This window comes from Mycobacterium sp. IDUB_37 (genome assembly GCF_055419245.1).
Genome location: NZ_JBVAXG010000001.1, coordinates 812,875 through 826,406 on the forward strand (window position 1 = coordinate 812,875; position 13,532 = coordinate 826,406).

The following is a 13,532-nucleotide window of genomic DNA, read 5'->3' on the forward strand; positions in this document are numbered from 1 at the left end:
GTGATCTCCTCAGTCGCTGGTGCAGTCGCGCGTTGGATCGTTCCCCTGACAGCGGTTGCGGCCGTTGCTGTAGCGGGATTCACCGCCACCCCCGTGAGTCCCGCCCCGGCGATGCGGCTGGCCGATTCGGGAAACCCGTTGGCCGGACAGCCTTTCTACGTAGATCCCGCGTCAGCAGCCATGGGCGCGCACAACGCCAACCCGGGCAGTGCCCAGCTCGCAGTCATCGCCAGCACGCCGCAGGCCTACTGGCTGGACCAGGCATTTCCGGCCGGCTCGGTCGGCGGCAGGGTCGCTAGCTATGTCGGCGCGGCGCAAGCTGCCGGCAGCATGCCCATCTTCGCGCTGTACGGCATCCCGCACCGTGACTGTGGCAGCTACGCCGCCGGCGGCTTCTCGTCGGGCGCCGACTACAAGGCGTGGATCGATGGGATCGCCTCCGGTCTGGGCGGCTCGCCGGCTACGTTCGTCGTCGAACCCGACGCGCTCGACATGGCCGACTGCCTGTCCGGTGATCAGCGCCAGGAGCGCTACAGCCTGATCAGCTATGCCGTCGACGCGCTGACCCACGACCCGGCGGCGGTGGTGTACGTCGACGGCGGGCACTCGCGCTGGCTGAGCGCCGAGGAGATCGCCAACCGGCTCAACCAAGCCGGCGTAGGTCATGCGCGCGGCTTCAGTCTCAATGTCTCGAACTTCTTCACCACCGATGAAGAGACCGGCTACGGCGAGGCGATCTCCGGCATGACCGGCGGTGCGCACTACGTGATCGACACCGGCCGCAACGGCGCGGGGCCCGCCGCCGACTCCGCGCTCAGCTGGTGCAATCCCAGCGGCCGGGCCCTGGGCACGCCGCCCACCACCAACACTTCGGGCGGGCACGCCGACGCGTACCTGTGGATCAAGCGCCCAGGTGAATCCGACGGATCCTGCAACGGCGGGCCGTCGGCGGGTCACTTCGTCAGCTCGTACGCGACCGAATTGGCCAGCAACGCGGGTCAGTAGGTTCAGACCCCCGGCGGATTCTCAATGCGGTCGCTGCCCCACGTGTGGGGCAGCCTCGGCGCGACGGGTTCGCCATCGAGGCCGTCAGCCAGTGTGATCAACCCTTCCGGGCGGACCTCCGCTGCCGCCGACACCGTCCCGGTGAACCCCAACGGCCCCGCACCCTGGTTGGACGCAGCCGTGGCGGCGGGTGCGTGGTCCGGTGGAGCGCTCAGCTCGGAATCGATGTCCATGTATTCGCGACCGCGCCCGCGCATCACGGCGCGTGCGCGTCGCCGCGACCGTCCCCGCGCTGATTCACGCGCTGAAGCTGCGGCCGCCGCGGCGACGGGCGCCGGCAGCGTCATGCCCTTGCCGCGATCGGTCAGTGTCGGACCCTCCCCGTCGTCAGGTCCACGACTGGACACCAGGTAGCCGAAACCCGTTGCGGCGGCCGCCGGAGCCGATGCCGGCGCCGCCGGCGCTGGTGCGGGCGGCGCCGGGCCAGTCCCGGCCGACGCGGCAGGCGCGGGGGCCGCGACCGCCGGTGCGATCCCTGCGGCCGACCGTGCTTGAGCTGCGGGGGAGTCCGGAAGCCGGCTGTCGTCAGTGGGCAACTGATCCGGCTGAGGTACCGCGGCAAGTCTGGCGAGTCCCGCCAAGCCGGCCAGGCCGCTGAACGTCAGGAACGGAGTGCCCAGCAGCGCCGCGGGCGAGGCGAACAGGGTGTCGAAGGTGACTTCGTACGTCGCTGCCACCACCAGAGCACCCAACAGCTCCGGGGAAGGGGACCTCAAGAACTGTTGAACCGCCGGAAAGAACGTGTCCAGCGAATCGAGTTCGGGCGGGCTCTGGACGCCGAACAACTGATCCACCACGCTTCGCACGAGGTTCTCCCAGAGGGTTGCGATGTCGTCGGGGGAAGTGGATGCGGCCGCGGGGTTGCCGGATTTCACTATCACGGGCGCCGGTGACGTAGCGGGCACCGCGGCCACGGTCTGAGCCGAAACCGCTTGATAGGTGCTCATGACGGCGGCGGCCTGAATCCACATCCGCGCGTAGTCAGCTTCATTGAGCGTGATGGGGATGGTGTTCACGCCGAAGAAGTTCGTTGCCATCAAGGCAGCGTGGGTGACGTGGTTGGCGGCCAGCTCACCCGGGGTGGGCATGCAGACCAATGCGGTGGTGTAAGCGCCGGCCGCGGTCTCGTGCTGGGCGGCTGTCGCGGCGGCGTTGACGACGGCTTGCGCCAGCCACGCCAGGTAAGGCGCATTGGCGGCGGCATACGACTCGGCGCTGAGGCCCTGCCACACGCCGGCTTGCACCGCAGCCACCAGCGCCGACAGGTCGTCGAGCGCCTCGGAGTAGGCGGTGCTCAAGGCGTTCCATGCTGCGGCCGCGGCCAGCAGAGAGCCCGGTCCCGGGCCGCTGCTCAGCGACACCGAATGAACCTCGGGTGGGAACGCCATCCAGACCGGCGCGGTCACCGTCAGCCGCGCGCAATCAGAGACCGCATACCTAGTAGTCGCGCGAGAGTTGTTAAGAGTTCCGCAGAAGTTCTGCAGGCAAACGGTGTGAGCGTCAGCCGAATCTCAGCCGGCTCCGAAAGGTGGGATAGGCAGGGCGTGTAGCCCGGTGCCGATCGCCGTCGTCACCGCCGACAGCAAAGTAACCGGAGACTGGCCAAGGTTGATCGTCAGGCCTGGATCTAATTGCGGAACAAATGGGTAGGTGTTCGGCATGTCTGACGGCGGCAGTAATCCAGCTAACACCAGATTGGCCTGCACGCCTTGTACGGTGCCCTTGACCAGGTAGGTCCCGACGTTGATCGGGTTGATCAGGGGGAACAGGCCGGCCGGGGTGGGCAGGTTCGCGTATTCGGTATTGGCTCCGCCGATATCGCCGTAGCCCAGATCGACCAGCACCCGCAACTGCGGCTGAATCAGATTGAGCAACGGCTGCGGTAGGTTGAGCGGCCTCAGCAGCGGCAGGTCCTGACTCGGAATCACGTAGTAGGTGGTGCTGCCGGTGGTTCCGGGAGACACCGGCGCGACGATCGCTGACGCGAGTTGCGCGGCCGTGAGGTTTTCGTATGCGGGGCTCGGACTCAGGTGGCCGTAGTACAGGCCGGCGAGGGCGTTGGCGTCCGCCAGGAGGTTGATTGGGTACCGCGGAAAATTGGCGAAGCCGTCGTATTGGATCGTGTAGATGTCCGTCGGGTAGGCCAAGTTTGGTGTGGCGCCACCGAATGACTGGTTGAAGCCCGGTATGTACAAGCCGGTGAATCGTTCGTAGAAGCCGCCGTTCGGATTGTTGGGATTGCCGGCCAGCACGAACCGCAGGTCGGCCGGGTTCGGTGGAGCTATCGAACCGTTGGCAATGCCATTGAGATAGTTGGTGACGACGGTGGCGCTCTGGGAGAAACCGAAGACGACGGTTTGGGTGCCCGGCGGTTGAGCTGCGATCGCCTGCTTCAGGATGTCGACTCCGCGGGCGATCGATGTGTCGAAAGTCAGACTGTTGAGACCGGTCAGCGGGAAGCCCTGCTCGGGTGTGGTCAAACCGGTCGGGACTGCGGTCAACGGGGAGATGAGCGGCGCGATGTAGGCGTTGTAGATGTTGTTCAGGTAGGCGGCACTCGGGGTGGGATTGCCGGTGCCGCCCATGATCAGCGTCTCGACCGCCGCAGGGCCTGCGGTCGTCCCGGTTGCGAGCAGATCGCGCTGGGCAAGTTCGGTGGCCAGATACGATCCGGCCGCTGCACTCAGGGTCTGAACAAACTGCTGTTGAGACGCGCCGACCTGCGCGCTGACCGCTTGGAACTGCCGACCGTAATCGGCGAACAGCGCGGCGACCTTCGTCGATACCTCGTCGGTGCCGGCGGCCAGCAGTCCGGTGGTGCGGGCCGCGGCGGCCGTCTGCACGGCGTCGATCGCCGAACCGATGCTCGTCAGATCCGTTGCCGCCGCCGCCAGCGACTCGGGCGGCACGCTCAGAAATGACACGCTGCCCACTGTTCCTCAATCCGCATTGCGGCGTCTCGGCTTTCAAGCACTGCTGTCGTCTTCTCCGCCCGCCCCACCGGACTCGTCCGGCGCCCAGGTGCTGGGCACCAGCGGCTCTCTCGGGCCGCTGCCGAAAGTGTCGTCGGTCAGCATCGTCAATCCCGCGGCCGCGGCCACCCGCCGGGCGGTCCCGGTGAAGCCCAGGGGTCCCGCACCCCGGTCCGACGCGGCGGTCCCGGGATCTTCGCCGACCGGGTCGTCGAGATCCACGTATTCGTAACCGCGGCCTTTGACTTCGACGTTGTCTCGCCGTGGTCGACGAGACCGTGCCTTCTTCTTCGCTGACGCCGCCGCGGCGGCCGGGGCGGCGGCGACGTCGGGACGACTGGCCTTACTTTTGGTGCTGACCCGGGCACTCGCCCGGGACGGCAGGCCGGCGGGGATGCCCATCAGGTAGGGAATCGGCCCCGCGGGCTGGGCCGGCGGCGGTGTTGGTGCGGCAGGCGCGGCAGGCGCCCCGAGCGCGGGAGCCGGCACCGACGGCGCCGGGCCAAGCGCCGGGGCGGAAGCCGCCGGGGCCGGTGCCGGCGCAGCCGGTCCCGAAACCGTCGTCGAACCCGGGCTCAACGCGGCGATCGGCTCGTCCGGGACGGGTCCCAGACCTGCATCCAGGTGGGCGTGTATCTCGGCGATGCCGATGACGCCACCTGCCCCGAAACCCCCCACCGCCGCCGGGAGGGCGAGCAGGGGAGCGGCGAGCCCCACCGCCAGCAACGGAAAGGTGACCAGGAACTGGATGGCCTGGATCGTCAGGTCGTAGCCGATCGCGGCCGCGCCGAACAGGTAGGCCAGTGCCAGCAAAGCGGGGTTGTTGCCGGCCGCGCTGGTGAGTCCCTGCAGGAGTGCGGGGTAGCCGCTGGTAGGCGACGACAAGGTGCTGATTTTGCCGACGAGCCACGACAGCGGATCGGTTCCGGGAGGGACGCTGAAGATGTAGGAGAACAGGTCGCCGCCGCCTTCACCGCCCACGCTGTTGAAGACCTTGTCGACGGCCGCGAAAAAGTCGGTGATCGCCGAGAACGGGTCGGCGGAGGCCGCCGTCGGGTTCCCGTTCACGATCGCCGGCGCCGCGCTCGAGTGCGGCGACCCCGTCACCGCCGCCGAAGAGACCCCTTGATAGGCACTCATGACGGCGGCGGCCTGGGTCCACATCCGTGCGTAGTCGGCCTCGTTGAGCGCGATCGGGATGGTGTTGATCCCGAAGAAGTTCGTCGCGGTCAACACCGCATTGGTGGCATGGTTGGCGGCCAGCTCACCCAGAGTTGGCATGGCAGCCAGGGCCGCGGTGTAGGCGGCGGCCGCGATCTGCTGCTGGGCGGCGGTCGCGGCGCTGTCCGCGCTGGCCTGCATCAGCCACGCCAGATACGGCGCATGGGCGACCGCATAGGCCTCGGCGGTCGGACCGGCCCAGGCCCCGGCCTGCACGGCGCTCACCACGGCGGTCAGCTCGTCGGCGACTTCGGCGTACTCGGTGCTCAGTGAATCCCAGGCAGCCGCGGAGACGAGAAGCGGCCCGGGCCCCGGACCGCTGGACAGCAGCGCCGAGTGCACCTCGGGCGGCGCGGCCATCCAGAACGGGGCGGTCATTAGGGGCAGGCCCCGGACGCGAAGATGCTCAAAGCGTCAGCTCTCTCCGGGGTGCTCCGCCCCGGGTTAGCAGGTCGCGATGATGTGAGTCTCCTGGCTCTCGGATCGCTGCTCGCCTCGCCTTCCAGCCAATGGCCGTGGCGTGTGAGGGTCGCTCCCCGATGACAGTGGCGGGACCGCGCCGGATTCACACCGGCTTCCTGCATCATCATCGCCGTACAGGCGCCATTGTTGCACCCAATTGCACCCGCGGGCTGCACCTACCGGGCATCCGCCGACAATATTCCTGCGCCCGACTACGTGCAGGCAATTTGCAAGTGTCCTGCGAACCTTTTGCATGAGTAACCGGCGATCGTATTTGGCCGCAGCTGCGCGACCGCCGCACCGCGGTGCCTCAACGTTGCTGACGTAGCGCATCATTGCCACGTTGGTCCGCGGCAAGAGAGTTGCGACGGAGGTATGCGTGCGACCCCACCCTGAACCGGAAGCCGTGCGATCGCCGGAAATTCTCAAGTCAGCGCGGACCACGCTCATCGCCTGCGCTCTGCTGTCGGCACTGAGCTCGCTGGCGGGCATGGCTCCACTCGTTGTGGTCGTGGAGGTGAGCAAACGACTCCTCGGCGGCGACCACAACCTCTGGCCGGTCGTGATCGTGGCGATCGTCGCGCTGGCAGTCAAACAACTCGGTGTCCTGGCTGCCGGCGTGATGACTCATCTGGCTGACATCCGGGTGTCGTTTCGAATCCGCCGTGAACTTCTGGCCAAATTGACCAGGGTGCCGCTCAACTGGTTCAGCGACCGCAATTCCGGCATCGTCAAGAAGGCGGTCGAAGACGACGTCGCGGCGCTGCATCGGCTGATCGCGCACTCGATCGTCGAGCTCAGCGCCGCCGCGGTGCCGCCGCTGGTGGCATTGGTCTACCTTTTCGCCCTCGACTGGCGGATGGCACTGGCGACCCTGCTGCCGGTGTTCGCCGGCCTGGGCGCCTACCAACGCGCGATGGCCAGCGCGGGCACCAAGTATCCGGAGTTCATGGAATGGCTGGCGCGCCTCAACGGCGCGGCGGTGGAGTTCGTGAACGGCATCGGCGTGGTGAAGGCGTTCGGCACTCCCGGCGAATCGAGTCGGCGTTTCCAAGACGTGGCGCGTGGTTTCGCGCACTTCTTCCTCGACTGGGCCAAATCTACGAGCGTCGCCAGCGTGACCGCGGAGATACTGCTGTCGCCGCCGAGCATCCTGCTTGTTGTCGCAACGGCCGGAGGCATACTCACCGCCGACGGAGACATTTCCCTGGCGAGCTTCATTGCCTTCCTGGTGTTCGGCACCGTCATAACTTCGGGATGGATGACCCTGCTGATGTCGGTGCATCCCTTGGTCACCGGGCTGAAGGTATACCGGGAAATTCGTGAATTACTCGCCACCCCAGAGCTTTCGACGCCGGATGAACCCGTCGAACCCGATCCCACGACCGCCGGGCCGGTGGTACGGCTGCGCGGCGTGCGGGTCACATACGCAGACACGGTTGCCCTCACCGAAATCGATCTGCGCCTCGAGCGGGGCACCATCACAGCGCTGGTCGGACCGTCCGGGTCCGGGAAATCGACTCTGGCCAAACTGCTGCCCCGGTTCAACGATCCGGCCGAAGGCGCGGTCGAACTGTATGGAGTCGACCTGCGCCGGATCGACCCCGCCGAGTTGTATCAACACGTCGCGTTCGTATTCCAGGACTCGCATCTGGTGTCGTCGATGAGCATCCGCGAGAACATCGCGCTGGGGCGTCCCGACGCCGACGACGCCGCGGTGCGCGATGCCGCCGGCAAAGCCCAGATACTGTCGAGAATCAAGGAATTGCCGCGCGGGTTCGACTCGGTCGTCGGCGAGGACGCGGCGCTGTCGGGGGGCGAACGACAGCGTGTCTGCATCGCTCGCGCGATTCTCGCCGACCGTCCGATTCTGGTTCTCGACGAGGCCACCGCGAGTGCCGACCCGGAGAACGAGGCCCGCATCCAGGATGCGCTCAGCGAGGTCGCTCGGGGCCGGACTGTGTTGGTGATCGCGCACCGGCTCAGCACGATTCGAGGCGCCGACAACATCGTGGTACTCGACAGCGGCCGCATCGCCGAACTTGGCACGCACTCAGAACTGCTGGGGAACAACGCAATCTACGCACGACTCTGGGAACAGGAGCGCAGAAGTGAACGCGGCGTCACCGAGCAGCTGGAGGCGAAGCGATGAGCATCATCATTCGCTATCTACTCGAGTTGCTCGATGATCGTGGGCGCCGCCAGTTGCATACGATGCTCATTCTGCAAGGCGCGCAAGGAATTCTGCAGGGTCTGGGGTTCCTTTTCGTCGTTCCGTTGATCGGGGCGCTTCTCGAACGGCCCGCGGACACCGATCAATTCTGGTTCTGGATCGCGGCGATCGCCGCGACGGTAGTCGTCCATCACGGATTGCTGGCGTGGAGTACGTCATTGGGCTATCGGGTGGGCACCGGCGTGCTGACCGGTTTTCACACCCGTATCGGAAATCACCTGGCCACCTTGCCGATCGGTTGGTTCGGTGCCGACCGCACCGGGCCCATCGCCCGCCTGGTCGCCAAGGACGCTGTCGACGTGGCGGATTTTCCGGCCCACCTGTTGCGCTACCTGGTCGTGGGCGTGAGCACGCCGGCCACCCTGATCATCGGAAGTTACCTGAGCGACTGGCGCATTGGGCTGGCATTGACTCTGGGCGCCGTGCTCTGCGCGCTGGCGCTGCGGATGTTCATGGCCATCGTGCATCACAACGATGCGGACTACGAAGCGGACATCGGCGCTACCGCATCCCGGATCGTCGAATACGCCCGCCTGCAACCGACGCTGCGGGCCTACGGCGTCCTCAACCGCCGGGAGCTCGGCACGCTCGAAGAATCCCTTACCCGCCAACAACGCTCGCAGTCCCGGCTCACCATCCGCGGAGCGTGGGGCCTGATCGGTTGCTTCGGCACGATGCAACTGGTCGTGACGACAATCATCGCGTTGACCGTCGCCCTGACGCTGCGCGGCGAACTCGCACTACCGACGATGATCGGACTGCTCATCATCACGTTGCGGATGATCGACCCGCTCTCTCAACTCGGTGATCTCGCCGGCCATGTCCAGGTCACTGCGGACGCGATCGTCCGGGTGCGGGAATTGCTGGCAGTGCCGTCGCTCCCCGAGCCCGCCAGCAGTACTGCGCCCGACACTGCGGATATCGAATTACGCGGTGTGTGTTTCGGTTACGGTGAGCGGACCGAAGTCATCAAAGGTGTCGACGCCGTCATAACGAACAGGAGCCTTACCGCGATCGTCGGCCCGTCCGGAGCCGGAAAGACCACCCTGCTGCGGTTGATCGGCCGATTCTTCGACGTCCACGACGGCAGCATCCTGCTCGGCGGCCACGATCTGCGGGAACTCGGCACCAACCGAGTCTCGCGGCTGACCGCGCACGTTTTCGAAGACGCCTATCTCTTCGATGGCAGCATCGCCGACAACCTGCGGATGGCCAATCCCGATGCCACGCAGCGCGAATTGAATCACGTTGCGGCCATCGCCCGCCTCGACGAGGTGATCGACCGCCTTCCTAACGGCTGGGACACTCGTGTCGGCGAAGCCGGATGGTCACTGTCGGGTGGTGAAAGGCAGCGGGTCGCCATCGCCCGCGCTCTACTCAAGGATGCACCCGTCGTGCTGCTGGACGAAGCCACTGCCGCGCTCGACGCCGTCAACGAGGCCGCGGTGGCCGGCGCCATTCGCGAGCTAGCCAGCAATCGCACGGTTATCGTTGTCGCACATCGGCTTTCGACGGTGATGGACGCCGACCAGATCCTCGTCGTAGACGACGGCCGGATCACCGCGCGCGGACGTCACGACCAGTTGGTCACCGCGGGTGGCACCTACGCCCGGTTCTGGGAGGAGCGCCTTCGCGCCCGCGGCTGGCAGCTCAGGCGGCCAACCGAAACAGATTGAACTTATAGACGTTGACCATCGACGGTAGCAACCGCGAGACCAGCGCCATACCGTAACGACGTTGCGGTGGCCAGGTTTTGGCGATTTCGGGCTGCGGCGTCGCCAGTGTTCGAGTGTCCAGTAGTTCCAGGCCCAAGCCCTCGAGGTCGCGCGGTTCGTCGCAGACCCATTGCATGCGACCTCTGACCTGCGCCAAGGATTTGTTGCGATCCTGGTTGTCGATCATCTTCTTGCCCGCGGTGTCGAAGGCGATCTGGGAACCGGGGAACCGCTCGCCGAGTTGGGCGAGCAACCGGCGTACTTGGTCGTCGCTGAGGTAGATCAGGACGGCTTCGCTGAGGAACAAGTACGGCCCGGGGGAGGACGCGATCGTGTCGAACCAGTCGGTGTCGAGGACCGAGCCGGCGATCATGCTGCGCCGCTCGCTGTCGCTGAAGAACTTGCGGCGCAGGGTAATAACGTCGGGGAGGTCGAGGTCGAACCAGTGCACCTGGCCGTTGTCGAGTCGGTCGAACCTGGTGTTCAGCCCGGTGCCGAGTTCGACGACGGTGCCGGCGGGATGCTCGCCCAGGAATCGGGCTGTCCAGCCGTCGAAGATCGACGTCCGAGACACCGATCCGGGCAGCGACCCACCACTGAAGCGGGTGAAGTCGTAGTCGATGGCGTCGACGAGTTCACGCGCCCGTTGGTCACCCAGCACCGGGCGCCGTGCCGCTGCGTCGCACGCGCGGGCGTAGAGCGGAATCAGCAAGGTTTCCTGGACTGGGCCCAATTCGGGGCCCACGCCGGGTGCGGTTCCGCTCATCTAGCCGCCTTCCGGGGGACGTCTACGGGGCTCAGGACAGCAGGCTACCGCCCAGCGCTCGTCCGAGAATGCTGAGTAGACCGGCGGTGGCACCGATCGGGCCCACCGGCACCGCGGGAATCGCGATGCTGCCGCCGGCGAATTCATCCGGCGGGTAGAAGCTGAGATCCAGACCCAGAGAGTTGAAGGCCGAGCCGCCGACGCCATAGAACATGTCGCCGCTCGCGCCGTCCACCACCTGTCCCGGGCTGAACAGCCCACCGAAGGCGAGGCTGAGGCCGGTGAGCTGCTCGGCTCCGCCGGAGCCGTCCACCACGAACGGGTTGAAGATCGGTGCCAGCGGGTCCAGGTTGAGTTCGGCACCGTTGAAGAAGGCGTTGACGACGTTGGCCGGCGCGTCGATCAGGTGACCGAGTGCGCCGGTCAGATTGCCGCCGGTCAGGTCGGCGAAGACGCCGCCCGCGGTGTTGAGCAGCGCCACTGCAGGGGCTACCACGGGACCCACCGCGCCCAGCAGCACTCCGCTGAACGGCGAGGTAGCGAAGTTGGTCACGGCGGAGAGCAACAGGCCGTCCGGCCCGGTGGGGATGTATCCATCGCCGAACAGCCCGGTGTACACCTCGTTGTGTGCGTTGTTGACCGGTACCACGGTGGGATCGGGTGGGATGGCCCCCGGGTTGGTCGCCGACGTGACACCACCGAGGGTGTGCTCGATGACCGCCGTCGCGACATCCGGGGGCGCGCCGACCAGGAACACCGACTGCACGGCGGTCTGCAGGTTGCCGACGAATGCCGCGGGGTTGGCAACCAGTTGGCCCACGCCGGTCACGAGGGTGCTCACGCTTTCCCCGGACGCGTCCAGCACCGCAGCGGCATTCTGGGCTGTGGTTCCGAAGGCCCGCAACCATGGTTCCACCGGGTCGATGGTCCCGGTGGGTGCGGCGGCGGGTCCGCCGGCGAGTAGCGGCGCGACATTGGCGATCTCAGCGTTCGCGTAGGCGCCGGCGCCGGCGTTGATCAAGCCGACGAACTGCGCATGAAAGGCTTGCGCCTGGCTGCTGACAGTTTGAAATTCCTGGCCGAAGTCACCGAAAATCGAAGCAATCGCTGCAGATATCTCGTCTTGGGCGGCAGCCGCGATCCCCGTGGTGGGCGCCGAGACGCTCGCCGTGGTGTCCGCCAACAACGACCCGATACCAGCCAAATCCTTTGCTGCGCCGTGCAATAGCTCCGGCGCTGCGATGATGAACGACATATCCACCGTTCTCGGTTGAGATGAAGAACCCGAGGCTTCCCGTCAAACTCGCCGTTGGCGACACTGGAAACTACCCTTGTTGCATATCGTTTGCAGGTAGTAATTTGCATTCGGAGCCACTTTTTGTCAACTTCGCGAGCGGTGCGTCCCGGCGGACCGCTCCCGCCGGCCGGGAACTATGTCGGTGCTCGAGCCGACTCCTAACCAGACGGAAAAGACTTCGCGCTACGGCTGGCCGATGGGGGCTGAACCAGGTGTCGTTTGTGATTGCCGCACCCGAACTGGTACAGGGTGCGGCCCAGAAGTTGGCGAGTATCGGCTTGTCGCTGGCGGACACCACAGCGAGCGTCTGGGGCCCGACAACCGGGATCGCGGCGGCCGCGCAGGACGAGGTCTCAATCGCGATCGCGTCGCTGCTCGGCGACTTCGGCCAAGACTTCCAGGCGCTCAGCGCCCGAGCGCAGTCATTTCACGCGCAGTTCGTCCGCTTGCTGAATGCGAACGCCGCGACCTATCTGGGCGCCGATCTGGCCAACGCCCAAGCGGTCGCCGCGGAATCCACGCCGATGTCGGGCTTGGATGCTTTCGGTACCGCTGTCGCCGCCCCCTACCAGGCTCTGGCCTCGACGACGGCCGCCAATGCCCAGACCGTATTCGCTGCCTCTCAACAGGCTTTGAACAGTCTGTCCGGTGGCGCCTCCACAGGACTGAGCCAACTCGCCACCGACCCCGCTGCGTTTTTCGGGAGCCTGCAAACCGCACTGCAGTCCGCGACACTGGTCGGCGCCCCCGGCAATGTGCTCGAGGCCGTGGTGAACCACACCCTCGGCGGTATTACCACCTCGTTCGCCGCCGACGGCGAGCCGACTCCCGTGCCCAACGCGCATATCGAGATATACGACGGTCTTGTCGGGACAGGGGATTTCACTCCGCCGACCGGTCTTGAAGGCCAGTTCGTGGCGGCGGTGACCAACTTCGCCTCGTCACCGTTGAGCGGTGTCCTGCTTGGTGCGGTGGGCCCCTTCGTCAGCCCCGAAGTGGCGCTGCTGAACAGCGTCGGGTCCAGTTTCACCCACCTCACCGGTGGCTATCCGACCTCGGCGATGACCGACCTGCTCGGTGCACCCGCCAACGTCGTCAACGGCTTCGTCAACGGCGCCACCCTCAACCTCGACCCACTGGCACCGGTCTTCAGCCCGTTCGTCAGCGGCGGCGCCGACGGTGGCGAGCAACTCACCGGCCTCAGCTTCGCCTTCGGCGGGCTGCTCAGCCCCGGCCAGGTCGTGGACGGTCCCGGCGGCGCGATGTACTACGGCACCGGCGGCTCGGCGCTCAACGCCCTGGGTCTGAACATCATCTTCGTGCCGCCGGACGACTACGCCGGCGGCTTCGTCAACATCCCTCCGGTCCCGGTGGGACCGATCGGGGCTTCTGCGGGATTGTTGGACATCATCGGGCAGGCACTAGATGGCACTCTGCTCGGCTGAACCCGCGTATCTGCCCGGATTCGGCCGGGGTGCGACAATGTCGCCTGTACGGCGATGATGATGCAGGAAGCCGGTGTGAATCCGGCGCGGTCCCGCCACTGTCATCGGGGAGCGACCCTCACACGCCACGGCCATTGGCTGGAAGGCGAGGCGAGCAGCGATCCGAGAGCCAGGAGACTCGCGTCATCGCATCCTGCCACCCCGGGGCGGAGCACCCCGGAGAGAGCTGATCCCTGATGACGCTGCACGTCGTGGACACCCTGCCCGGTTATTTGCGGGTTACGTCACCCACATTGGTCCGTGGTAGGTGTTGAAGTGACCAAAGCTGACCAGCTCGCCCGCGTTGACGCCGATCG

9 protein-coding genes and 2 riboswitches are annotated in these 13,532 nt (G+C 66.4%); of the genes, 4 read left to right on the forward strand and 5 right to left on the reverse strand.

Annotated features, from left to right (window positions below):
- The gene (locus ACZY1I_RS03835) at positions 1–1,005 is read left to right on the forward strand and encodes a glycoside hydrolase family 6 protein (protein WP_463752924.1); all 1,005 of its coding nucleotides are present in this window, start codon (positions 1–3) and stop codon (positions 1,003–1,005) included.
- A 2-nt stretch (positions 1,006–1,007) separates the two neighbouring features.
- On the opposite strand, the gene ACZY1I_RS03840 is transcribed toward ACZY1I_RS03835, so the two are convergent.
- The 3 genes from ACZY1I_RS03840 to ACZY1I_RS03850 form a co-directional block, all read right to left on the reverse strand.
- Positions 1,008–2,471: a PPE domain-containing protein gene (locus ACZY1I_RS03840; RefSeq protein ID WP_463752926.1), complete on the reverse strand. Its 1,464-nt coding sequence runs from the start codon at positions 2,469–2,471 to the stop codon at positions 1,008–1,010.
- Between the two features lie 105 nt (positions 2,472–2,576).
- On the reverse strand, positions 2,577–3,989 hold the full coding sequence (locus tag ACZY1I_RS03845) for a PE-PPE domain-containing protein (protein WP_463752927.1): 1,413 nt from the start codon (positions 3,987–3,989) through the stop codon (positions 2,577–2,579).
- A 42-nt stretch (positions 3,990–4,031) separates the two neighbouring features.
- Entirely contained in the window at positions 4,032–5,636 is a 1,605-nt protein-coding gene (locus ACZY1I_RS03850; protein WP_463752928.1) for a PPE domain-containing protein, read from the reverse strand.
- Between the two features lie 66 nt (positions 5,637–5,702).
- A riboswitch (cobalamin riboswitch) is annotated at positions 5,703–5,882 on the reverse strand.
- Between the two features lie 217 nt (positions 5,883–6,099).
- On the opposite strand from ACZY1I_RS03850, the gene ACZY1I_RS03855 reads away from it, so the two are divergent.
- Together ACZY1I_RS03855 and ACZY1I_RS03860 are read left to right on the forward strand one after the other, a co-directional pair.
- Complete coding sequence (locus tag ACZY1I_RS03855) at positions 6,100–7,872, forward strand: ABC transporter ATP-binding protein (RefSeq protein WP_463752929.1); 1,773 nt, start codon at positions 6,100–6,102, stop codon at positions 7,870–7,872.
- Entirely contained in the window at positions 7,869–9,629 is a 1,761-nt protein-coding gene (locus ACZY1I_RS03860; protein WP_463752930.1) for an ABC transporter ATP-binding protein, read from the forward strand. The genes ACZY1I_RS03855 and ACZY1I_RS03860 overlap by 4 nt, the downstream gene beginning before the upstream one ends.
- Here ACZY1I_RS03860 and ACZY1I_RS03865 read toward each other — a convergent pair.
- Complete coding sequence (locus ACZY1I_RS03865) at positions 9,604–10,434, reverse strand: class I SAM-dependent methyltransferase (protein WP_463752931.1); 831 nt, start codon at positions 10,432–10,434, stop codon at positions 9,604–9,606. The genes ACZY1I_RS03860 and ACZY1I_RS03865 overlap by 26 nt on opposite strands.
- Before the next feature lie 31 nt (positions 10,435–10,465).
- Positions 10,466–11,689, reverse strand: a complete 1,224-nt coding sequence (gene gjpA / locus ACZY1I_RS03870; RefSeq protein WP_463752933.1) for an outer membrane porin GjpA — start codon at positions 11,687–11,689, stop codon at positions 10,466–10,468.
- 254 nt (positions 11,690–11,943) lie between these two features.
- Between gjpA (ACZY1I_RS03870) and gjpA (ACZY1I_RS03875) the strand changes: the two genes are divergently transcribed.
- The gene (gjpA, locus tag ACZY1I_RS03875; protein ID WP_463752934.1) at positions 11,944–13,176 is read left to right on the forward strand and encodes an outer membrane porin GjpA; all 1,233 of its coding nucleotides are present in this window, start codon (positions 11,944–11,946) and stop codon (positions 13,174–13,176) included.
- 20 nt (positions 13,177–13,196) lie between these two features.
- Positions 13,197–13,376: riboswitch (cobalamin riboswitch) on the forward strand.
- Positions 13,377–13,532: the final 156 nt, after the last annotated feature.